Annotated in this window: 16 protein-coding genes and 1 tRNA gene; 4 read left to right on the plus strand and 13 right to left on the minus strand. The window is 52.1% G+C overall.

The features are described from left to right. Positions 1–32: 32 nt before the first annotated feature. The 10 genes from DU000_RS03745 to aroC all read right to left on the minus strand — a co-directional run bounded on the left by DU000_RS03745 (position 33) and on the right by aroC (position 13,640). Positions 33–3,227: a motility hub landmark protein FimV gene (locus tag DU000_RS03745; RefSeq protein ID WP_114401971.1), complete on the minus strand. Its 3,195-nt coding sequence runs from the start codon at positions 3,225–3,227 to the stop codon at positions 33–35. Positions 3,228–3,702: 475 nt separating this feature from the next. Further along, positions 3,703–4,833 (minus strand): aspartate-semialdehyde dehydrogenase, encoded by a 1,131-nt coding sequence (gene asd / locus DU000_RS03750; RefSeq protein ID WP_114401972.1) that lies wholly within the window; start codon positions 4,831–4,833, stop codon positions 3,703–3,705. Positions 4,834–5,104: 271 nt separating this feature from the next. After that, positions 5,105–6,172, minus strand: a complete 1,068-nt coding sequence (locus DU000_RS03755) for an alpha/beta hydrolase (protein ID WP_158529621.1) — start codon at positions 6,170–6,172, stop codon at positions 5,105–5,107. A gap of 109 nt (positions 6,173–6,281) precedes the next feature. Next, positions 6,282–7,355, minus strand: coding sequence for a 3-isopropylmalate dehydrogenase (gene leuB / locus DU000_RS03760; RefSeq protein ID WP_114401974.1), 1,074 nt, complete (start codon positions 7,353–7,355; stop codon positions 6,282–6,284). Positions 7,356–7,411: 56 nt separating this feature from the next. Next, positions 7,412–8,059: a 3-isopropylmalate dehydratase small subunit gene (leuD, locus tag DU000_RS03765; RefSeq protein WP_114401975.1), complete on the minus strand. Its 648-nt coding sequence runs from the start codon at positions 8,057–8,059 to the stop codon at positions 7,412–7,414. An 11-nt stretch (positions 8,060–8,070) separates the two neighbouring features. After that, on the minus strand, positions 8,071–9,474 hold the full coding sequence (gene leuC / locus DU000_RS03770; protein ID WP_114401976.1) for a 3-isopropylmalate dehydratase large subunit: 1,404 nt from the start codon (positions 9,472–9,474) through the stop codon (positions 8,071–8,073). Positions 9,475–9,503: 29 nt separating this feature from the next. Continuing rightward, complete coding sequence (locus DU000_RS03775; protein WP_114401977.1) at positions 9,504–10,424, minus strand: LysR family transcriptional regulator; 921 nt, start codon at positions 10,422–10,424, stop codon at positions 9,504–9,506. A 96-nt stretch (positions 10,425–10,520) separates the two neighbouring features. Beyond that, positions 10,521–11,351: a M48 family metallopeptidase gene (locus DU000_RS03780; protein WP_114401978.1), complete on the minus strand. Its 831-nt coding sequence runs from the start codon at positions 11,349–11,351 to the stop codon at positions 10,521–10,523. After that, the gene (locus tag DU000_RS03785) at positions 11,348–12,514 is read right to left on the minus strand and encodes an MFS transporter (protein WP_114401979.1); all 1,167 of its coding nucleotides are present in this window, start codon (positions 12,512–12,514) and stop codon (positions 11,348–11,350) included. Before DU000_RS03785 ends, DU000_RS03780 begins: the two co-directional genes overlap by 4 nt. 10 nt (positions 12,515–12,524) lie before the next feature. Further along, positions 12,525–13,640 (minus strand): chorismate synthase, encoded by a 1,116-nt coding sequence (gene aroC / locus DU000_RS03790; protein ID WP_114402101.1) that lies wholly within the window; start codon positions 13,638–13,640, stop codon positions 12,525–12,527. Between the two features lie 110 nt (positions 13,641–13,750). On the opposite strand from aroC, the gene DU000_RS03795 reads away from it, so the two are divergent. The 3 genes from DU000_RS03795 (at position 13,751) to DU000_RS03805 (ending at position 15,833) form a co-directional block, all read left to right on the plus strand. Next, complete coding sequence (locus DU000_RS03795) at positions 13,751–14,572, plus strand: ferritin-like domain-containing protein (protein WP_114401980.1); 822 nt, start codon at positions 13,751–13,753, stop codon at positions 14,570–14,572. Positions 14,573–14,694: 122 nt separating this feature from the next. Beyond that, a complete protein-coding gene (locus DU000_RS03800) occupies positions 14,695–15,606 on the plus strand; it encodes a dienelactone hydrolase family protein (RefSeq protein WP_114401981.1) in 912 nt (303 codons plus the stop codon). A 136-nt stretch (positions 15,607–15,742) separates the two neighbouring features. Then, positions 15,743–15,833 (plus strand) — tRNA-Ser (locus DU000_RS03805). 49 nt (positions 15,834–15,882) lie between these two features. Here DU000_RS03805 and DU000_RS03810 read toward each other — a convergent pair. Genes DU000_RS03810 through DU000_RS03820 form a run of 3 tightly spaced genes read right to left on the minus strand, consistent with a single transcriptional unit; the run spans position 15,883 to position 21,820 of the window. Further along, complete coding sequence (locus DU000_RS03810) at positions 15,883–17,580, minus strand: methyl-accepting chemotaxis protein (protein ID WP_114401982.1); 1,698 nt, start codon at positions 17,578–17,580, stop codon at positions 15,883–15,885. Between the two features lie 60 nt (positions 17,581–17,640). After that, positions 17,641–21,255, minus strand: coding sequence for a hydantoinase B/oxoprolinase family protein (locus tag DU000_RS03815; RefSeq protein ID WP_114401983.1), 3,615 nt, complete (start codon positions 21,253–21,255; stop codon positions 17,641–17,643). 16 nt (positions 21,256–21,271) lie between these two features. After that, positions 21,272–21,820, minus strand: coding sequence for a winged helix DNA-binding protein (locus tag DU000_RS03820; protein WP_114402102.1), 549 nt, complete (start codon positions 21,818–21,820; stop codon positions 21,272–21,274). A gap of 197 nt (positions 21,821–22,017) precedes the next feature. Between DU000_RS03820 and DU000_RS03825 the strand changes: the two genes are divergently transcribed. Further along, positions 22,018–23,061, plus strand: a complete 1,044-nt coding sequence (locus DU000_RS03825) for a TRAP transporter substrate-binding protein (protein WP_114401984.1) — start codon at positions 22,018–22,020, stop codon at positions 23,059–23,061. Positions 23,062–23,074: the final 13 nt, after the last annotated feature.

Below are 23,074 nucleotides of genomic sequence, written 5' to 3' on the forward strand. Positions count from 1 at the left end.
CTCTCTAGCTCACTTTAAAGCCAAGCTAGCCCTTAGGCAATCTCAGCAAGCATTTCTTGGGCTTTGGCTTTTTGTGCCGCATCCCCCGCTTCTAGGACCTCTTCTAGCAATTCTTGAGCGCCCTCTTTGTCACCAATATCCAGGTAAGCCTTCGCTAGATCAAGCTTGGTGGCGATCTCTTGCCAGTAAGACGGATTATCCGTCACTTCTTCCTCGGTGCTCACCATTGAGTCAAGATCCAGGTCGAGGCCGGCTGTATCAAGTGCCGGAGGCGCTGGTGGCACGATCGAAACGTCGCTGGCAGCTTCCAGCGCTGGCACATCAATTTCAATAGCTAATGCGTCATCAGATTTAGCATGATCACCCAACGAAGGTACCTCTAAATCACCAAGATCGAAATCAACCTGGCTTTCTGGCTCATTAACTGTTTCGGGTGTGGTACTGGCGACTGAACTGCTGAGGTCAACATCAATCTGTGGTGCAGTGAAGTCAACATTAGTCCCTGAGGAATCAAAGTTCAGATCAAAGTCAAGTGTCGAATTTTTGTCCTCAACGGGCAACGATGTGGGTAAATCCAGCGCTAAATCACCGCTTGCTTCAAACACCGCAGGTTGTGTATCCAATACCTCTTTTGTCAGGTCTAAATCTAAGTCAGTATCGCCGCCCAGTTCGAGTGGCATATCAACATCAGGCGTTTGCTGCGCAGCCAAGCCATTCGGCAGTTTCACCGTTTCCGCAGGATCAATCGCAGCGATTGCTGCCGCTGTTACCGCAGCGGTCGCAGCGCCAGCCACTGGGAGCGTACTCACCGCTTGAGCTTGCGTGACGACAGGAGCATTGGCATACATGGGATTATTGGGGTCAACTGCAGCCCCAATCGACAGCACTCGCGGCCACTCGTCACAGTCGCCATTCGTCATTGCATACATCTCACCGGCGAGGGTTTCTACGACTTTCACATCACCGCGCTGTGCGGCCAGCTCTATCAGTTTTAGGCGTACGGCTTGACGTTCATTGTCACGGCGCAGGGCCTCTTTCAGAATTTCTTCTGCCTGTGCTTGGCGACCATAAGCAATGTATACATCCGCTTCTGCAATTGGATCGACTTCGTTAGAGTCGAGCGCAGAGGTGGTAACGGGACCAAAAGTAGAGTTGAACATACTGTTGGTATCAACGCTTTGCCCACCCGTTTGCCCGAATACGGAGTTCGCCTGGAGGTTAGTTCCAGTAATAATACTGTCTTCAAATTGCTGGAACTTCTTGCGTCGCATTGAGCGATAAATGGCATAACCTGCGGCAAGTAAACCCAGCAAACCGATGCCACCCAATGCAAAGGGACTACGCAAAATATCCAGAGGACTGCTCATGGCGGGGGCTTCGGGTGCAGGAGCGGGTGGCGCCACTGGCGCAACCGGCGCTGCAGGTGCAGCAGGTTGTTGCTCAGCAGGCTTATCTGCGGGCAATGGCGTTGCGTTGGCAGCTTCTTTTACCTTCGCTTCCGCCTCTGCTTTGGCTTTCGCTTCGGCATCCGCTTTCTCTTTGGCTTCTGCGTCAAGCTTGGCCTTGTTCTCGGCCTCTAGCTTAGCTTTCGCTTCTGCGTCGGCCTTGGCCTTTGCGTCAGCGTCTGCTTTAGCCTTAGCGTCGGCGTCAGCCTTGGCTTTGGCCTCAGCGTCTGACTTCGCTTTCGCTGCTTGCGCATCCGCTTTCGCCTTAGCTTCCTGAGCTGCTTTTTCTTGAGCCGCTTTTTCTTGCGCAGCTTTAGCGAGTGCTTCGGCTTTCTTAGCCTCTTCCAATTTGGCTAGCTGCTCATTTTTAAGTTTTACGGCATTCGCGAGATCGTTAACATTTTTTTCAAGCTGCTTGGTTCGGCTCTGCGTTTCTTCCAAAGCCTTTTTCTCTGCAATCGCTTTTTCATTACCGCTCGACGCGGTTGATTTGGCTTTCTTGTCAGCGTCGTTATTTGCAGCACTCAGCTTAAGTTTATCGCTAGATTCTTTAACCGGGGCCTTATCTTCAACCTTAGCTGTGATTTTCCCTGCAGCCTGCTGGCCTGGTTCCGCTTTGCCACTGGCTTTATTGACCGCAACCACACCAGCCAGTTTCTCACGATAGGCCGCAAAGTCTGCAGTTTGTGCAACCACGACTTGGCGCGCCTCACTGGTGGAAACACTACGCGCCTCCTCAGCAGACGGCAACGTCAGTATCTGCCCTGCGCGCAAGCGGTTCATATTGCGCCCAATAAATGCATCTTCGTTGTTACGGTACAGTGCAACTAATGCCTGATCAAGCGAAACCCCCTGGGGACCAACTGTGCGAGCAATTTTGCTCAGCGTATCGCCCGCTTTGACGGTGTAGGACTGGCCACTTTGCTCATTGGGGCGCTCAGCTTTCTCCGCAGCAACAGATTTAGCTGCTTTGCGTTCATTAGCCTGCTCGGCTTTGGCAGCAGCACGTTCCTTCGCCTCAGCTTTGGCCGCCGCTTTCGCTGCAGCACGCTCTTCTGCAGCGACTCTTGCCTCATCACGCGCACGGGCGCGGGCAACCGCTTTCTCTTCCGCAGCGGCACGCGCTTCTTCAGCCGCTTGCGCCTTCGCTTGAGCTTTCGCCGCAGCTTTTTCCTCTGCGGCTAATCTAGCTTGCTCACGGGCTAGCGCCCGTGCCTCTGCCGGAGAGATAGCGGATTGCTGAATTGAACTGTCTGTATTGATCGAACGCAAAGGGCGAACCTCTGTTTGTCCCGGCGTTCCGCTTGACTCAACGGGACGAGCAGGCTGGATATTCGTGACCACGGGCGCCGCAATGCTCTCTGGTCGGGACAACTTGAGTTCTGGTGGATCAAGCAGAAGTGTGTATTCTCGGATTAGTTTGCCTGTGGCCCAATTCAGCTCAAGCAATACATCCAAAAAAGGCTCGTTAATCGGCCGTGTTGAGGTAACGCGGACAATTGGCTTACCGTCCGCGCGCTTTTCAACGTTCAACCTGATCCCTAACAGAGCCGGATTGAACTCCATGCCCGCTTGCTTGAATGCTTCTTGGGGCGCCAAACGCGCTGTCAGCCCATTTTCCTCCTCTTTGCTGAGAGCGGTAATTTCAACCTCTGCCCGCAAAGGCTGACCCAAGGCAGACTGAACATTCAGCCTGCCAAGGCCGGCAGCATTAACTGCCGTTGAGGTTAAGCCGGTTGCCAGTGCAATGGCCAGAGCGAGTTGTGTTGGTTTGAATTTCATGCGTTTACCCTGCTACCCTATTTAACTGGTGAACCCCGTTTGTTTTCCGTTATCTCTCACCGTAACAAGAAGGTCAAGCTTTTCATTCCGCTCAACGGATGCCAAGTTCACGGTTTACCTTATTTTCGACTGAAAACCTACACTCTCGTTTCTTCCAAGCCTAGCGAGAAAGGCTAAACATACTGCCAACCTCATATTTCAAGGCATTTAGTAATCTGTAGCAACAAGACATATTGCCTATTGCCAACAAATAGAGAGAAAAAGCCCATGAAAACATGAGCTTGGGAGCATTAGCTTAACCTAAATGCCAATAAACAAGGGCGTCGCTTTTGGCAACGCCCTTGTTTTATGTGGCTAGCGAACGACAAATGTGCGCTCAAACCCTGAATTGGTTACAGACGTGGGCCAAACCCCGGATCAGTCCAGTTGTACAGGCCAAGGCGTACCGCCATCCAGCGAGCAACACAGTCATCCACTAAGCTGCCAACAAAATGCGCAGCATGCGGCGCAATGGCTCAGCCGCCCCCCACAGTAGTTGGTCGCCCACGGTAAACGCGCCGAGGTAGTCGCCGCCCATCGCTAATTTGTGCAAACGCCCGACCGGCACAGTCAATGTACCTGTTACCGCAGCTGGAGTCAGGTGTTTTTCGGTGGCTTCACGCTCGTTCGGCACCACTTTGACCCAATCATTGGCCTTGGCGATGATGTCGCTCACTTCATCCAATGGCACATCGCGCTTGAGTTTGATGGTCAAGCCTTGTGAGTGGCAGCGCATCGCGCCAATCCGCACACACAGGCCATCAATCGGGATACTGCCTGCGCTACGGAAAGCTGGGTTACCCAAAATTTTGTTGCATTCAGCGCCGCCCTTCCATTCTTCCTTGCTTTGACCATGCTCAACCGGCACATCAATCCAAGGAATCAAGCTACCCGCCAAGGCGGTGTTGCGGAAGTTTTTCGTGGGGAAGCTCTCGGCGCGCATGGTTTCAGCCACTTTGCGGTCGATATCCAAAATCGCCGAAGCCGGGTCTGCCAACTCGGCTTTCACTGCATCGTGCAACGCGCCCATTTGGCTGAGCAGTTCACGCATGTTTTGTGCGCCCGCGCCGGAAGCGGCCTGATAAGTCATGGCGCTGACCCATTCCACCAAACCTTGTTGGAACAAGCCACCCAAGCCCATCAACATCAAGCTCACGGTACAGTTGCCACCGATGTAGTTTTTAACGCCTTTAGCAAGGCCATCTTTAATGACGTTTAGGTTGACCGGGTCGAGCACGATAATGCTGTCGTCTTTCATGCGCAATGAAGATGCCGCATCAATCCAGTAGCCGTTCCAGCCCGCTGCACGCAGCTTGGGGAACACCTCATTGGTATAGTCGCCGCCTTGGCAAGTCAGAATCACGTCCAGCTTTTTCAGCTCGTCAATGTCAAAGGCATTTTTCAGCGTGGGCTCGGCGTTGGGAGCAAAGCTAGGCGCAGTGCCACCGGCATTGGAGGTAGAGAAAAAAACTGCTTCGATATGGGCGAAATCATTTTCCGCTTGCATACGTTGCATCAGCACGGAACCCACCATGCCGCGCCAACCGACTAAACCTACTCGTTTCATGGAATCACCTACGATGTTAAGTGTCTGGATTTTTTCCCGGTCTAGCACCCACGCCAGACCGCAGATGCCAAACGCTTATCCGATAATGGTCTTAATGGTTTTAATTGTAGAAATTTTGGCTGTGCGAACGCCAACCACTGCTTGAACAGCAGCGAAGGAAGAAACGGCGTGAGCGAATGCAAAAGACATGGCAGCAAAATTAAGGAAAACCAATCAGAAGAAGATTTTAACCGAAATCATGGATTTTGTGCACAAGGCAGCACTGGGGAAACTACTGAAGCAGGCGCGCTACCTCGGCATTAAGACCAGCCATAAATCGCTCTACCTGGCGGGTGTAGTCATTCTCCAAGCCCAGGTCTTTATTCAAACCACCATGCCCTTTAGCCTGTGGCAGTGTTTGCGCGGCAATCCCCATGGCCGTACTTTTCTCTGCATAGGCTTGCGCTTGGTCACATGGTTTGTCTTTGCGCTGTGTTGAGCACACCCCCAACCATGGCGCAGCACCAGCGCGTAACTGGTGGTACGGCGAGGCGGCTATCCATTCCGCTTCGGTATTGCCAAAGGCTTCTTGGTAGCGGACTTTCAGGAAGGAATACACATTGGGCATTTGCTTCACCACATCAATCGCCCCGGCATCCAGTGAAATGGCGCCCAACACCGGTTGCATGCGGTTCGCATCGCGGATGCGGGCATCGGCATTCACCAAAGAGATTAGATGCGCCCCCGCAGAATGGCCCATCAAAATAACCTTCTTGCCATCGCCGCCCCACTGCGCTGCATGGCTTTGGATATACGCCACCGCCTTGGCAATGTAATCGGCTTGCGCTAAGGCATTCGCCCCTTCGGCCACCATCGGGTAGTTGACCGACACAAACACAAAACCTTTGGGCGTCCAACGCGCAACTTTATTCGCCACCACGCCGCTCATGCTCTTATCACCCACGCACCAGCCACCGCCATGCACCATCACAATCATCGGCGCAGACTGCGCGCTGTTCTGCGTATTAGTTTTAGCGTAAAACACATCCAGCTTTTCCAGCGCGCTGGGGCCATAGGCAATATTCGCTTGATCGGGCGGTGGGCCAGCGGCTTTGTCGCCCAGTAGGCGGCCCAAACGTTTCACTTTTTTAGACCAATCCGCACAGCTTTGGGCATTGCCGCCGCCCATGTCACTTAACTCACTTCCCGCTTCGTCATTCGCTTCAGAGCTATTCGCCGACGTGTCTTGGCGGTTTTGCATACGCTCCATGAAACGGTCGCGGAGTGGACCAGCTTGTACAGTGCTGCACAAGATCAATAACAGGGTAAACGCACATCCAATTTTCCGCGCTGATTGCATATTAGCCTCCATGTAAAAAGAGCTATGTAAACCTCGCTAGAAAGTTTACATGGCTCTCATTTATCGGCAGAAAATTAACTGCAACGAAGCGTTACAGGGCCTAAAGCGCCTACAGTACACTAAGTACCGCCGCACCCATCTCACGTGTCGAAACTTTGGTGGTGCCGGCCTCGTATATATCCGCCGTGCGTAAGCCTTGTTGCAGCACTTTTTTCACGGCTGCTTCAATACGATCTGCCTGGGCTGCCATATTCAGCGAGTAACGCAACATCATTGCCGCGGAAAGAATGGTAGCGAGGGGGTTGGCAATACCTTTGCCTGCGATGTCCGGCGCGGAGCCATGTGAAGGTTCGTACAAACCTTTGTTATTCGCATCTAGCGACGCGGAGGGCAACATACCAATCGAGCCGGTGAGCATGGAGGCTTGATCGGAGAGAATATCGCCAAACATATTGCCCGTGACCAGCACGTCAAACTGCTTGGGATTCTTCACCAACTGCATGGCGGCGTTATCGACATACATGTGGCTGAGTTCGACATCGGGATATTCTTTGCCGACTTCAATCATGATGTCTTTCCAGAACTGGAAAGTTTCCAGCACGTTGGCTTTATCCACTGAGCAAACTTTCTTGTTGCGCTTGCGGGCCGCTTGGAAAGCGACATGGCCAATTCGGCGCACTTCGCTCTCGGCATAACGCATGGTGTCGAAACCTTCGCGTTCGCCTTTGAAGGGGCCATCCGGGCACTCACGTACGCCGCGTGGCTGACCAAAATAAATATCACCAGTGAGTTCACGAATAATCAAAATATCCAAACCCGATACCACTTCGGGTTTGAGCGTGGACGCGCCCGCGAGCTCGGGGTACAAAATGGCCGGACGCAAGTTGGCAAATAAGCCTAAATTTTTACGCAGACCAAGAATGGCTTGCTCGGGGCGCAAGGGACGGTCCAACGTATCGTATTTCCAATCCCCTACCGCACCAAACAGCACCGCATCGGCTTCTTTGGCGAGCTTGAGCGTGGCCTCGGGCAAGGGATGGCCGGATGCTTCATAACCCGCGCCACCCACAGGCGCATGTTCCAGTTCAAACGATTCGCCAAGGGCGTTGAGTACATTCACCGCTTCAGCGACGATTTCGGGGCCGATACCATCACCGGCCAAGACTGCGATTTTCTTTGTCATGTTGTGCTTTCAATTACGAAATTATGTTGAGTCTCTGCAGTGTGCGAAGCGATGATTTAGGCAATCACTTTCGCTAACCACGGCTGCTGTTGCAAGCGCTGCTGTTCAAAGGCTTTGATTTTGTCAGCATGGCGCAAAGTCAGGCCAATATCATCAAAGCCATTCAGCATGCAGTACTTGCGGAAGGCGGTGATATCGAACGTATAGCTAGTGCCATCGGCCAGTCTCAGCGTTTGATTTTCCAGATCAATCGTGAGCTGATAGCCGGGGTTCGTTTCCACCACTTCAAATAAATGCTGAACTTGCTCTTCGCTCAGCACAATCGGCAGCACGCCGTTTTTGTAGCAGTTGTTAAAGAAAATATCCGCAAAGCTGGGGGCAATCACGGCGCGAAAGCCGTATTGTTCCAATGCCCATGGGGCGTGCTCGCGTGAAGAACCACAACCAAAGTTTTTACGCGCCAGCAAGATACTCGCGCCTTGGTAACGCGGCTGGTTCAGCACAAAATCGGGGTTGATTTTGCGCTGGCTGTTATCCATACCCGGCTCGCCGTGGTCAAGATAACGCCATTCATCAAACAAGTTGGGGCCAAAGCCCGTGCGTTTGATGGACTTTAAAAACTGTTTGGGAATAATCGCGTCGGTATCCACATTGGCGCGATCTAAGGGCACGGCTAAACCGGTGTGCGTGGTAAATTTTTGCATTTTTCTATTCCTTATTTCCAAGTGCTGACATCAACAAAATGTCCAGCTACGCCAGCGGCAGCGGCCATCGCAGGGCTGACCAAGTGGGTCCGCCCACCTTGCCCTTGGCGACCTTCAAAGTTACGGTTCGAAGTAGATGCACAGCGCTCACCCGGCTCTAGGCGATCCGCATTCATCGCTAGGCACATCGAGCAACCTGGCTCACGCCACTCAAAACCGGCGGCGAGGAAAATTTTGTCCAAGCCTTCGGCTTCGGCTTGGGCTTTAACTAAACCGGAACCGGGCACGACCAAGGCGCGCTTCACATTGGCCGCTTTTTGCTTGCCTTTGACTACGCTTGCCGCTGCACGCAAATCTTCAATCCGCGAGTTGGTGCAAGAACCGATAAAGACTTTATCAATCTGAATTTGCTCAATCGGCGTATTGGCTTGCAAACCCATGTATTGCAGGGCGCGCTCCATACCTTCACGCTTGACGGGATCAGTTTCCTGGGCGGGATCGGGCACTTTATCGGCCACGGTGACGACCATCTCAGGCGACGTACCCCAAGTCACTTGCGGTTTTAATTGGGTCGCGTCAATCTCAATCACCGCATCAAACTGTGCTCCTTCATCGCTATGCAGGGTGTTCCAGTAAGCCACGGCCGCATCCCACTCCGCGCCTTGTGGGGAATAGGGGCGACCTTTCACGTAGTCCAGTGTGGTTTGATCCACCGCCACCATACCCGCGCGCGCGCCACCTTCAATCGCCATATTGCACACAGTCAGGCGACCTTCAATACTCAAATCACGAATCGCGCTGCCAGCAAATTCAATCGCATAGCCGGTGCCGCCTGCTGTACCAATTTTACCGATCACGGCCAGCACAATATCTTTGGCGGTACAGGCAGCGGGCAGTTTGCCTTCCACGCGCACCAACATGTTTTTGGCTTTTTTCATTAACAGGCATTGGGTCGCCAACACATGCTCGACTTCGGAGGTGCCAATCCCAAACGCGAGTGCACCTAAAGCACCGTGCGTACTGGTGTGCGAATCGCCGCACACAATCGTCATGCCCGGCAACGTCGCGCCCTGTTCTGGCCCAGCCACATGCACAATCCCGCGCCGTACATCGCCAATTTTGAAGTAGGTGAGTTTGTGCGCTTGCGCATTGGCATCGAGCGTTTCAACTTGCGTACGCGAGGTAGCGTCGGCAATGCTGGTAAAACCTGGATCGGTGGGGGTATTGTGATCGGGCATGGCCACAATCGACGAAATACGCCAAGGCTGACGGCCCGCGACTTTCAAGCCTTCAAAGGCTTGCGGGCTAGTGACTTCATGCACCAAGTGGCGGTCGATATACAGCAAAGCGGTGCCATCTTCTTCGGTATGCACCACATGTGCTTCCCATAATTTGTCGTACAGGGTTTTCGCCATTCTTGCTTCTCCTAACTCTCGATGAGTGCTCAATTCGTTTCTAAATTCGTTTCTGAATTTGCTTCTGTTAACAATTCTACAAAACGCCGCGAAGCGGCAGAAATACTCTCTAGCGGGCGGCTCGCTAACCAATAATGGCGTGTCGCCCAAGGTTCATTCAAGGCACAGACTTTAATCTCAAACAAAGTTGCTAAACGCTTCGCCACTAACTCCGGCATCACCGCCACCCCCAAGCCTGCACTCACTAACTGCGCCACTGCTTCAAAGCCCCGCACCTGAATGCGCGCCCGTAAAGGTAAGCCCAGTTCGGCTGCGGCTGCAAACAACTGTTCTTGCATCGCCGCCCCCGCCTGTAATTCCACAAAGTCATAGGGCAGCATATCGGCGAGGCGCAATGTTCGCTTCTTCGCTAATGGCGAAGCCTTGGGGACCACCGCTGCGACCCGCCCTTGGCGATACGGTTTGGCATACAAGCCATCGGGCGCAGCCCAATCAGCGGCCGCAACAAAAATCCCAATATCGGCAAAGCCTTCGCGCACCATGCGTTGCACTTCGGTACTCACCTGCTCTTCCAGACTAATCCGTACATCGGCATACTGCGCCACGTAGCGGGCAAGTTCTGCCGGTAAAAACTCGGCAATGGCCGAGGCATTCGCCGCAATTCGCACATGGCCGCGTACGCCTTGGGCAAACTCGCTCACTTCACTTTCCAGTGCCACCAGCGCGCCTTGCAGGCTGCGCACATGCCGCACCAGCGCTTCACCCGCGGGCGTGAGCTGCACACCGCGTGCATGGCGGGTAAACAGCGTTACCCCCAGACGCGTTTCCAAATCCTGCACGCGCTTACTCGCAGCGGCCAAGGCCAAATGCATGCGCTGTGCCCCCTGCGTAATACTGCGGGTTTCGGCGATAGCGAGGATTAAATTCAGGGAAGTAAGGTCAAAGCGCATCGCAAGCAATTCTGCAGGGATAGTAGGCTATCCCTTAGCAAATGAGAATTACTAAGTGTAACACCGAGCCTTCGTAGTTAGCGAAGGCTAGCATCATTAACGCCGCACCTGCTCGTAGAGGGGCTGCACTTTGCGTGCGTATTCGGTTAAATCCGCGATGCGGGTTTCATGCGAGGGGTGAGTACTGAGAAACTGTGGGGGCTGGCCTTGACTAAACTTCCCCATTTTTTCCCACACGGTGACCGCCGCATGGGGGTTGTAACCGGCGCGTGCAGCTAGCTCCACACCCATACGGTCAGCCTCCGTTTCGTGGGTACGGCTATTGGGCAAGCTGAACGTCACGTTATACAGCGCGCCCATTAAATCAGCTCCACCCTGCCCTACGCCAGTAACCGCTGCCAAGATATTAAGGCCGAGTCCTGCCGTCATTTGCTCTGAGGCACGCTCTCTTGAATGCTCACGCAGCGCATGGGAAATCTCGTGGCCCATGACAGCGGCAATCTCGTCATCCGTTAAATTCAACTTTTGAATAATGCCGGAATAAAAGGCAATTTTGCCACCGGGCATACACCAAGCATTTAACTCATCTGATTTGATGACATTAATCTCCCATTGCCAGCTAGGTGCATCCTTCCGAAAAACGGCAGTATGCGGAATCAGGCGTGCAGCCACTGCACGCACGCGGCGGGTCAGCACTGGGTCACTATTCAAATCGCCTTGCTTAGCTTCTTTGGCCAAGATATCTCGATAAGCTTGCAAGGCTGTTGCATCCATCTGTTTTTCACTCACCAGGGGGCTCATCAATTGCTTACGTTCAATGCCGACAGCGCCGCTATCAGTGGTATTCACACTGCTGCAGGCAGAAAGAAACGCCAAACAGATCGCAAGTTTTAGCGTATTAAACCGAGAAAATCCAATACGTTTCATCTGCTTTCCTTAGATAGAGTCAATAAACTGAACCACAATGCGAGCGCCCCCAGAAGGGCGACCATGGCACTCATCAAGAAAACGGTGGAATGTGAATAGCTTGTCCACCAGTATGTACACAACAAGCCCCCACAGGTAGCGCCAACGCCATAGGCGAGACTGGCATACAAAGCCTGCCCCCGCGCTGCCGTGCGACCATGAAACCAACGCTGCAATTGCCGCATGGTAAGGGTATGATGTAATGCAAAAGTTAAAGCATGTAAAACCTGAGCGAATAACAACACCGTTAGCCATTCTCCAGCCCACGCCACCAGCAGCCAGCGTAGCACGCACGCGCCAAAACACAAGGTGAGTAACAGTGAACCAGCATAACGCTGCAGCAAATGATGTTGCCCGTAAAACAACATCACCTCAGCCACCACCCCTACCCCCCAGAGAAAGCCAATCAGGCTTTTACGGTAGCCCAAACTATCTAAATACAGCGAAAAATACGTATACAAACAAGAATGTGCTGCCACCATTAACGTGGCCGACAACATAAACCATGCCACCCCCGGCTGGCATAATTGTGCCCAGAATGAAGCCGTGGGCAATGCTGCATGATCGACTATGGCGCGTGGCAATTTCATATTTACCCATAGCAGCACTAGGAAGCACGCCACTATCCAGTGCGGCAAAGTCTCTATCCCCCAATAGTCTAGCGCTGGGCCCACCGCCCACACCGCGACGATAAAACCGATGGAGCCGAACAAGCGCAGCCGCCCATATTGGTCGTAATGCTGAGCCAACACTTGGCGCGTGAGCACCTCAGAAAGCGGTACCTGCCCGCTACTAAACAGCGTAAAGCCGACCAGCAAGCACAACATCGGCCACCAGCCCGCAAAGACATACAAACCTACAAAGAATAACAAACTGATGGCCAATGACGCTTGCATGATGCGCGCTGGCTGACCGGTATGGTCAGCCACCCAAGCCCACAGCCACGGCCCTACAATCCGCACCCCTTGCAACACCGAGAGCATCAAACCAATTTCCGCCGCACTCAAACCACGGGCATCTAAATACAACGGAAAATACGGCGCAAACATCCCAATGTACGCGAAGTACAAAGTAAAAAATGCCACCAAAGCGGTGGCACCGGGGAGTTGCAGTAACTGCTTCACGCCAGCTCGACTATGGCTTCACCGATCCCGCAATTGCACCCGGAATCACCGGCGTCTCCACCCGCACGTCGGCGCACTGAGCACGGTGACGCAAGGCGTGGTCGATGAGCACCAGCGCGAGCAGTGATTCGGCAATGGGCGTGGCGCGAATACCCACGCAAGGGTCGTGGCGGCCAAAGGTTTGTACTTCAATCGGGTTGCCCTGCTTGTCAATCGAAGGGCGTGGCGTGCGAATGCTGGAGGTGGGTTTGATGGCAATCGACACCGTAATCGGTTGGCCGGTTGAAATACCACCCAAGACGCCACCCGCGTTATTACCCACAAAGCCTTGCGGGGTAAGCGGGTCACCATGTTCGGAACCTTTTTGGCTAACACTGGCAAAGCCCGCGCCGATCTCCACGCCTTTCACCGCATTGAGGCCCATCATGGCGTAGGCGATGTCGGCATCCAACTTGTCGAACAGGGGTTCGCCCAGCCCAACTGGGATATTCTCAGCCACCACGTTGATGCGTGCGCCGCACGAATCGCCATCTTTACGCAGGGCGTCCATGTAGTCTTCTAACTGGGGCAGAATCTCAGCATTGGGGGCGAAGAAGGCGTTGTTGGGCACTTCACCCCAACTCACAAAAGGAATAGGCAGCTCACCCAACTGCGCCATGTAGCCGCGAATCTGCGTGCCAAATTTTTCGTGCAACCATTTTTTGGCAATCGCGCCGGCCGCCACCACGGGCGCGGTGAGGCGAGCGGAAGAGCGGCCACCACCACGATGATCGCGAATACCGTATTTGTGCCAGTAGGTGTAGTCGGCATGGCCGGGTCGGAAGGTATCGGCGATATTGCCGTAGTCTTTGCTGCGCTGGTCTTCGTTGCGAATTAGCAGGCCAATCGGCGCACCGGTGGTTTGCCCTTCAAACACGCCCGAGAGAATTTCTACAGTATCGGATTCTTGCCGCTGCGTGACATGACGCGAGGTGCCGGGCTTGCGGCGATCTAGCTCGGCCTGAATATCAGCCGTCGTGAGCGCCAGTCCGGGGGGGCAGCCATCCACGACGCAGCCAATCGCTGGGCCATGCGACTCACCAAAGGTAGTAACTGTAAATAAATGACCGAGGGTATTACCAGACATGATGTAGGCAGCAAAAAAATTCAAGACTACCATTTTACTGTGTTTGCTTGTGGGGGTGACATGGCTCCACGTAAAATTCGGCGTTAATTGATCCCTCTACCCTCTTTACCATGCATGCAATCGACGCGATCTCGATACTTGGCTGGCGACAATTTAGCTATGACTGCTGGCGACTGACCGAGCCACAGGAAAAATGTGCAGCGATTCAAGCGTTTTCCTTTGCTCCGGAACAAAATTTAACGTTCGGCCAACCACAGTTAATAACGACAGACATGGCACAACCTGGCCACCCCGCGCAGCCTGAATTGGTCGCGCCGAGTGCGGTACCTAAACGCAGTTTGCACACCACGACCGGGCGCGCAGCGTTGATTCATGCGCTGGCCCATATTGAGTTTAATGCGATTAATCTGGCGCTGGATATCGTTTGGCGATTTGCCGATTTACCTGCGGATTTCTATAGGGATTGGCTGCGGGTTGCGCAAGAAGAGGCGCATCATTTTTGTTTGCTCAATCAGCATTTGCATAGCCTGGGATATGCGTATGGCGACTTCCCCGCCCACAATGGTTTGTGGGAAATGGCAGCCTTGACTCGCGATAATGTGCTGGCTCGCTTGGCCTTGGTGCCACGGGTGCTGGAAGCGCGGGGGCTGGATGTGACACCCGGGATTCGTAGCAAACTCATGCAAGCAGGGGATGATGCCGGCGCAGCGATTTTAGAGGTGATTTTGCGCGATGAAATTGGCCACGTTAAGATCGGTAATCACTGGTTTAATTGGCTTTGTAGGCAACAGGGTTTCGACCCGATTGCACATGCCGCTCATTTAGCAACGCAGTATCAAGCCCCCCGCCAACGCGGCCCCTTTAACCACCCTGCCCGCTTGGCGGCGGGTTTCACTGCAAGCGAGCTGGCAAGCCTGGAAAAATGTCGCTGACAATAGACACCTCACCGTTGCCACTCAGAAAGCCTCGTTCTTTCGCCAGAGCTTCATGTCATACTTAGCGCACCGCTAACCATGTCAAATGACTGACCAACGCTAACCACAAGGAAACCACTATGCACGCTGACCATCTTGACACCACAGATTCTGTTACCTCACTTGATACGACACGTCGCCAGGTATTGAAAAGTGCAGGTTATGTTGGCGTTAGTGGCTTTGCCTTGGCGACCCTGCCTGTCAGTGCCAGCACGATTAAAACCGATAGCCAAGGATTGCAAGTAGGCATGGCCGATATCACCACCTTTGATGGCCAGTTACCGATTTACTTTGCGCGCCCAGCCACGCCGAAGTCGGCCAAAGAGGCAATTCGCTTTCCAGTGGTGTTGGTGGTTTCAGAAATTTTTGGGGTGCATGAATACATTCAAGATGTCTGCCGCCGGCTCGCCAAGCAGGGCTATTTTGCGGTGGCACCCAATTTGTTTAAGCGCCAGGGCGACCCAAGCCAGATGACAGATAACACAACGATTATTCGCGAGGTCATCAGCAAAGTGCCTGATGAGCAAGTGATGAAAGACCTGGATGCCTGTGTGAAATGGGTTGTGAGCCAAGGCGGTTACGCAGAGCGGATTGGCATTACAGGCTTTTGTTGGGGCGGGCGAATTACTTGGTTGTATGCTGCGCATAACCCAACAATCAGTGCTGCAGTGGCATGGTATGGTCGCTTAGTAGGTGCAACGAGTGCGCTTACTCCCACTCATCCGCAAGATGTTGCAGGTCGCCTGCATGCCCCTGTGCTGGGGCTATATGGCGAGAAAGATAGTGGTATCCCCCTTGAGAGCGTCGAGGGGATGCGACAAAAAATCGATGCTGCAGCTGAAAAAGGCCACCCCCATGCTGCGCGTTCACGCATCCGCGTGTTTGCTGATGCCCCCCACGCTTTTCATGCAGACTACCGGCCCAGCTACCGCGCCGAGGCTGCGCAAGCCGGCTGGGCAGCCTTGACGCAATGGTTCAAGAAATACCTGTAAACAAGCTGGTAGGCAGCGGTAAGACGCTACCCTACCTTATCTAGGCTGAATCGTCTTATCCTGTCGCGCCTTCATGACTTGAGGGCGTATCCCTGTTATAATTCGCGCCGCACTGTTCAGTGCCTTCATCGATCGCGGAGAGGTGGATGAGTGGTTTAAGTCGCACGCCTGGAAAGCGTGTTTAGGTTAATCGCCTAACGGGGGTTCGAATCCCCCCCTCTCCGCCAAGTACCTCATCTCTATGTTGCAGTGACACTAGGTTATCTGAAATAGTTTTCAATGTTGGGTTACTTGTGTCTCTAATAAAATCTGCGGGTCGAAGCCAACTCTGACGGCCCCCCAATGCTGCTGATTGACCATAATCGGCAGAGACAGCACATTAATGATTTCACCTGTATCCCGCGCATAAGTTTCGAGAAGCATAGGGCGACGATTTTTCGCCCCTCGTACGGCACTCGGCTCATTAAAGATGCGTTTATGCCTGGAATATAAAAGGTCTTGCTGCATGTTGCCGGTTGGTGCTTGTGAAAACTTTTTATGATGTGCAGGCATATATCCATTCACATCAAAGCAAACGGCAAAGGTCAGCCCATTCACCTCTTCTAGCATGGCATCAAACCAAGCCTGTAACTGGGACTCAACGCGCTGGTCATAACTTGTTTTAAATTTTTGCGGATTGGTATTCGGCAATGGGATGTATTGTTGATCAAAAACATTGACTTGCTCAGCAGCGAGCGCCGTCAACCAAGTGCTGATGCGGTCGCGAAACTCACGAGACTTGGCACAAATTTGATCAAACTTGCTGCCCTCTAGGGTAAAACGAGAGCTAAACTCTTGCACACTTTCAGTGGCACCGGAAAGATCTAATGCATAACGCTGACATTCCTGCATTTTGGCAGAGACCGAATCGGCTGCCCCCCGAATCTCGCCGGAGCAGGTATACAAATATTCATTCATTTCAACCAAACGGGTCACGCCATGCTCAATACCTCGGAGATTTGTCCCAACCGATTTGAAATCATGTAACATCGTTTGAAATTTTCCAACAGCCGAGTCTACAATGCCTCGTGTGGATTGCGTATTGAGCCGAATTTGATTGGCATCGTGACTGGTTTCTTCAATCGCATCAACGATTTGGCCCGTACTTTCAGCAATTTGAATTGTTGCTGTCGCAACTTTTTCTGCCAATGCCCGGACTTCATCAGCCACAACGGCAAACCCGCGCCCTGCCTCGCCAGCACGCGCCGCTTCGATAGCAGCATTTAAAGCAAGTAAATTAGTCTGCTGTGAAACATCACGGATAAAGGCGACAATCTGATTTATTTTTGTTGAACTTTCATTCAAGCTTTGAATGGTCTGAATCAAATCATCGACACTTTGTGTGCTCTCGATAATTTTTTCTTGCACTTGAATGAGATCTGTCACCGAACTTTCGGCGGCGAGCAAATTATTATCTGTCAACGTTGAAATCGTTTTCGCGTAGTCACTAGAATCTGAAATGGCAGTTTTTGCTTGGGCGCTTAGCGCGACCATCTGATCAATCAATACCCGCTGTTGTTCCGCATCTTTGCTGGTGAGCGTAATCTTCTCCTGCATTTTGGCTGAGCTCATCGCGATTTGAATACTGCTATTCCGAATATCTGCAACAAAACTCGCGACACGCTTTAGCAGCCCATTCAACGCAGAAATAATGGGTCGATAATCAGGATGAGAATGACTATCCAACTCAACCGCAACATTCCCATAGTCTGCATCAATGGCATTTAATGTCGCCGCTAAATGTTGTCGCGCCTGCTGCTGCTGGATCAGACGCAGCAAATCGTAGATATTTAATCCAACACCTACCGCTAATACGCCATAGAGATACCAATCCAGGTGCGCGCTATCAAGCTGCATCAACACGAAAATCGAGAGTAGTAGTATCAATAGCGCGATGCGGACAAAAAATATTTTGTCCCAATGTGACTTTTGCATGCGTGTCCCCAGTCAAGAAAAAAGAGAGGGGGGTCATGCCCCCCCTTTTTTTGTTATCGTTTATTTACCGTAACCACCACCGCCAGGGGTTTCGATGACAAAGGTGTCATTGACCCCAACTTCAATACTGGCGGTAGAACCCAGAATCTCGACTTGACCATTGGCGCGAACGACATAGTTCTTCCCGACTTGCCCAGGTTGCCCACCAGCCATGCCAAAAGGTTGAACTACACGGTTATTCGATAGGATCGAAGCAGTCATAGGCTCCAGGAAACGTACTTTGCGTACGCCGCCATTCCCACCGTGATACTGCCCGGCCCCACCAGAACCATGACGGATAGCGTAGCTTTCCAAACGGACCGGATAGCGCCACTCAAACACTTCGGGATCGGTCAAACGCGAGTTGGTCATGTGGGTTTGCACCACATCCGTACCATTAAAGCCTGGGCCGGCACCCGAACCACCAGAAATGGTTTCGTAGTACTGGTACTTCTCGTTACCGAAGGTGAAGTTATTCATGGTCGCTTGAGCCGAGGCCATAACACCTAATGCACCGTACAGCGCATTGGTAATCACGCTCGACGTTTCAACGTTGCCCGACACCACAGCAGCGGGGTAACGCGGATTCAGCATGCAACCTTCCGGCACGATCACCTTAATGGGCTTCAAGCAACCGGCGTTCATCGGAATATCATCATTCACGAGGGTACGGAACACATACAGTACTGCAGCCATCGTAATTGCTTTGGGGGCATTGAAGTTATTCGGTTGTTGCTCAGCGGTACCGGTGAAATCAATCACTGCAGAACGCGCTGCTTGATCCACACTGACCTTCACTTTAATGGTGGCACCATTATCGAAGGCATAGCTGTACTCGCCATCTTTCAGTGCGGTAATCACACGGCGCACCGCTTCTTCCGCATTGTCTTGCACGTGCTTCATGTAGGCTTTCACCACTTCTAAGCTGAAGTGATCAACCATAGACAGCAATTCATCCACGCCTTTTTGGTTAGCTGCAATTTGCGCGCGTAAGTCGGCCAGGTTCTGTTCCACGTTACGGGCGGGATACTTGCCAGAAGTCAGCAGCTCAATGGTTTCTTTCTCACGGAAACGACCGGCTTCAACCAGCTTGAAGTTATCAATGAGGACGCCCTCTTCTTCCACATGGCTGCTATCCGCAGGCATCGAACCGGGGGTAATGCCGCCGATATCGGCATGGTGGCCACGTGACCCCACATAGAACAAGACTTCTTTACCTGTACGATCAAAGACGGGGGTAATCACCGTAACATCCGGCAAATGGGTGCCGCCGTTGTAAGGATCGTTCAGCACATACACATCACCGGGTTGCATGCTGCTGGCGTTCTCGGTAATCACCGTTTTAATACTTTCACCCATCGAACCCAAGTGAACGGGTACGTGTGGTGCGTTGGCAATCAAGTTACCCGCTGCATCAAAAATCGCGCACGAAAAGTCTAAACGCTCTTTAATGTTGACGGAGTAAGCCGTATTCGCTAGACGGAAGCCCATCTGTTCAGCAATACTCATGAACAGGTTATTGAACACTTCCAACATGACGGGATCCGCTTCGGTGCCCATGGCTTTTTTCTGCTTGCGGGCAACCACACGGTTCAGAACCAAATGATTCAACGCGGTCACCTCGGCTTGCCAACCGGGTTCGACGATGGTGGTCGCATTTTTTTCCGCAATAATCGCGGGACCGTTGATGACATCACCTGGGCGAGTATCTTCACGTTTGTACAGGCCGGTGTCATGCCATTCACCGGCTGAATACATTTTGACAGTTTCAGCAGGCTGCACATGACCAGCACGGGGGGCCAGATTTTCTGCGGTTTCATCCGGTGCATCGGAAGCGCCAATCGCTTCAACCGAAATCGCTTCCACAATCAAACGCTTGTCGGGCATCAAGAAGGCAAAACGCTGGCGATAAGCAGCTTCAAAGTGACCAATGATTTGGTCCAAACGCTCGTAGTTCACCATCAAGGCGGTATCGGTACCTTCGTATTTGACATGAACGCGTTGTAGTACGCGAATACGGTCTTCCGTCACGCCTTGGCGCAGAATCGCGGCACGGGCATCATCGGCCAGGGCTTTCAATTCGGCTTCAATCTTGGCCAAGTTGCCTTGTGCCAATTCGATTTCCAAGCTCTTTTCACGCAGCGCTGCTTGGTCGGCTAGGCCCATGCCATACGCGGACAAGACGCCCGCAAAGGGGTGTGCAAACACACGGGTCATACCCAATGCATCGGCGACCAAACAGGCATGCTGACCACCGGCTCCCCCAAAGGTAGACAAGGTGTACTCCGTGACGTCATGGCCACGCTGCACGGAAATTTTCTTCACCGCATTGGCCATTGCACCAACCGCCACCTCGATAAAGCCTTCAGCGACTTCTTCAGGAGTTTTACGAATCCCGGTGCTTTGGTAAATCTTGTCGGCCAGCTCGCTAAATTTCTGCACTACGACGTCGCGATCCAGCGCTTGATCCGCATTCGGACCAAACACTTTGGGGAAGTGGGCTGGCTGAATTTTGCCAAGCATCACGTTACAGTCAGTCGTCGCTAATGGACCGCCACGACGATAGCTAGCAGGGCCGGGGTTCGCACCCGCTGAATCGGGACCAACACGATAGCGACTGCCATCGAAGTTCAGTACAGAACCACCACCGGCGGCAACCGTATGAATACTCATCATCGGCGCACGCATCCGCACACCGGCAACTTGCGTTTCAAATTCGCGCTCGAACTCACCGGCAAAGTGCGATACGTCGGTGGAAGTACCACCCATATCAAAACCAATCACTTTGTCAAAGCCAGCCAATTGCGCCGTCCGCACCATACCGACAATACCGCCAGCTGGGCCAGACAAAATGGAGTCTTTACCTTGAAAAGCATGCGCGTCGGTCAAGCCACCACTGGATTGCATGAACAACAGGCGCACGCCTTCCATCTGACTGGCGACTTGATTCACATAACGACGCAGAATGGGTGACAGATAAGCATCGACCACAGCGGTATCGCCGCGTGAGACCAGCTTCATCAAGGGACTAACTTCGTTAGAAACTGATACTTGGGTAAAGCCGATTTTACGCGCGATTTCGGCCACGCGATTTTCGTGCTGCGTAAAACGATAACCGTGCATAAACACAATCGCCAAGGCCCGCAGTCCCTTACCATAGGCGGCTTGCAAATCGCGCGTCACTTGAGCTTCATCTAAAGCTTCAACCACTTCACCTTGGGCACCAATCCGCTCATTCGCCTCCACGACTTCTGAATACAGCAATTCAGGCAACTGGATGTTCTGGTCAAACAAACGTGGGCGGTTTTGATAGGCAATGCGCAAGGCATCGTGGAAACCTTTAGTGATACAGAGTACGGTGGGATCACCCTTGCGCTCAAGCAAGGCATTGGTCGCCACGGTCGTGCCCATTTTTACGGCTTCGACTAATTCCGGGGTAATCGGCTCATTCGCCTTTAGCCCTAATAAATGCCGAATCCCAGCAACAGCAGCATCTTTGTACTGTTCAGGGTTTTCCGAGAGTAATTTGTGCGTGATGAGAGACCCGTCTGGTTTTTTGGCCACGATATCGGTAAAGGTACCGCCTCGGTCAATCCAGAATTGCCATCTATCCTGCTGCGTTTGGTCTTGTCTCATCACGCCTTTCCTTTCATCATAGTGAACTAGCCGCTCGTGCCGCCTGGTCGTAAAGACCCGACATCATTCGTAAGAAGCGCGCCAACTCACCCAGGGTCTGATTGTCTGAACCATCAGGCGCCAAGCCAGTAATGAGACATTTCTCACGAATATCACGATATTTATTAACGAATTTCTGCCCTAACTCGGTGGTGGCATAGGTCACTTCCTTGCCATTTTTTTCCGCCTCAACGACGCCGAGTGTGATTAATTTTTTAAGGGAATAACTGACAACATGGGTGTCTTCCATATTCAATATGAAACAAATGTCTGCCAGTTTTTTGTAACGCGCCCGGTGATTAACGTGATGCAAAACCAGCACATCCATGGTGGTTAAATCACGCAACCCAGCCGCTGCCATGCAACGCATCACCCAACGATTAAAGGCATTGGAAGCGATGATCATCCCAAACTCAAACTCGGAGAGCTCTCGGCTTTTCGGTGAGACCAAATGTGCTGACGAAACGATCAAATTCAGATCAATATCATCAGCCACTTGGGGGACAGTGGTTTGGCTTTGCAGCATTTTGTTCGCGTTTCCTGTTCCTTTGCGCATTTCAACAATCTCCATAAATGGGTAATAACAAAACCCGAGAGATTAACCGAAATTATTTTTGCATGTTGTTAATAATTTGTTGACATTTTATTGTCATAGTATATAAACTTCAAGTACAAAATAAAATAATTTTTAAATCTGTACTTAGCGGTAGTTCGGAGACGCCCATGCAATACAGGTCCTGGTTTTATACCAAGCGGCTGCAGATATTAGCCGCACTCAATTTGTCATTAGTGTTGCTGGTTGGGATGCAGTCTAGTCACGCCCAGCAGGTAACCCAGTGGCAATTCAGCACGTCTTACCCAGAAGATAACTTTCACACTGCGAATATCAAACAATTCGCCCGTGAGCTCGAAATCGCGACCAATGGAAAAATCAAAGTTGAGGTTTTTCCTAATGGCACCCTGATTAAACAAAAAGAGATCTTCGCTGGCGTTAAGGCGGGAAAAGCCGCAGGCGGTGAGGTAATTCTCTCAAGCTTAGCGAATATCAATCAATTATTTGGGGTCGATTCCATTCCCTTCTTGCTGTTTGGCTATGAAGATGCAAAACGCTTGTGGCAGCTCTCTCGTGCTCAAATCGTTAAAGCGATGGAGCAAGAAGGGGTAGTTTTATTATTTAGTGTACCCTGGCCCCCACAAGGTTTGTATTCAACCAAAGTCATCAGCAGCATTAAAGATTTGCAAGGTAGCAAAATCAGAACCTATAACAATGCAACCCAACGCATTTCTGAGCTGGTTAAAGCGCAGGGCGTGAATGTTGCCTCTGCCGATGTCCAGAAATATTTACAAGAAAAACAGGTCGATGCGCTAATTACCTCGGCAGCTACTGGTTTGGATATTAAAGCCTGGGAAACCGTGAAATATTTCCATCCTGTTAATGCCTGGATTCCAAAAAATGTTGTTTTTGTTAATCGAGAAACGTTTAACAAACTCACTCCTGAGGAAAGAAGCTTGGTGATGAAAATTTCTCAAGCGGCAGAAGAGCGTGGCTGGCGAGCAAGCGAAGAAAAAAACCGTGAATTCCAGGCACAACTGGCTGCTAAGGGCCAGAAGATTATCGAACCAAGTGCAATACTGTATTCAGAATTCCGGCGTCTGGGTGAAACCTTGACCCGAGAGTGGCTCAAAACGGCTGGACAAGACGGTTTAACTGTCCTATTACAGTACGAAGTAGAGCGCTTTAACCTACCGAAGGGTCAAAAGCCATAAGCACTTGGCTTTT

Source organism: Parvibium lacunae (assembly GCF_003335215.1).
GTDB classification, from domain to species: domain Bacteria; phylum Pseudomonadota; class Gammaproteobacteria; order Burkholderiales; family Burkholderiaceae_D; genus Parvibium; species Parvibium lacunae.

Bases quoted from the DNA above. Each gene is read 5' to 3' on its own strand.
- DU000_RS03825 (WP_114401984.1), top strand. From the start codon at position 22,018: ATGCAATACAGGTCCTGGTTTTATACCAAGCGGCTGCAGATATTAGCC.
- aroC (WP_114402101.1), bottom strand. From the start codon at position 13,640: ATGTCTGGTAATACCCTCGGTCATTTATTTACAGTTACTACCTTTGGT.
- DU000_RS03810 (WP_114401982.1), bottom strand. From the start codon at position 17,580: ATGCAAAAGTCACATTGGGACAAAATATTTTTTGTCCGCATCGCGCTA.
- DU000_RS03820 (WP_114402102.1), bottom strand. From the start codon at position 21,820: ATGCTGCAAAGCCAAACCACTGTCCCCCAAGTGGCTGATGATATTGAT.
- asd (WP_114401972.1), bottom strand. From the start codon at position 4,833: ATGAAACGAGTAGGTTTAGTCGGTTGGCGCGGCATGGTGGGTTCCGTG.
- DU000_RS03800 (WP_114401981.1), top strand. From the start codon at position 14,695: ATGCACGCTGACCATCTTGACACCACAGATTCTGTTACCTCACTTGAT.
- DU000_RS03795 (WP_114401980.1), top strand. From the start codon at position 13,751: ATGCATGCAATCGACGCGATCTCGATACTTGGCTGGCGACAATTTAGC.
- DU000_RS03755 (WP_158529621.1), bottom strand. From the start codon at position 6,172: ATGCAATCAGCGCGGAAAATTGGATGTGCGTTTACCCTGTTATTGATC.
- leuD (WP_114401975.1), bottom strand. From the start codon at position 8,059: ATGCAAAAATTTACCACGCACACCGGTTTAGCCGTGCCCTTAGATCGC.
- leuB (WP_114401974.1), bottom strand. From the start codon at position 7,355: ATGACAAAGAAAATCGCAGTCTTGGCCGGTGATGGTATCGGCCCCGAA.
- leuC (WP_114401976.1), bottom strand. From the start codon at position 9,474: ATGGCGAAAACCCTGTACGACAAATTATGGGAAGCACATGTGGTGCAT.
- DU000_RS03775 (WP_114401977.1), bottom strand. From the start codon at position 10,424: ATGCGCTTTGACCTTACTTCCCTGAATTTAATCCTCGCTATCGCCGAA.
- DU000_RS03745 (WP_114401971.1), bottom strand. From the start codon at position 3,227: ATGAAATTCAAACCAACACAACTCGCTCTGGCCATTGCACTGGCAACC.
- DU000_RS03815 (WP_114401983.1), bottom strand. From the start codon at position 21,255: ATGAGACAAGACCAAACGCAGCAGGATAGATGGCAATTCTGGATTGAC.
- DU000_RS03780 (WP_114401978.1), bottom strand. From the start codon at position 11,351: ATGAAACGTATTGGATTTTCTCGGTTTAATACGCTAAAACTTGCGATC.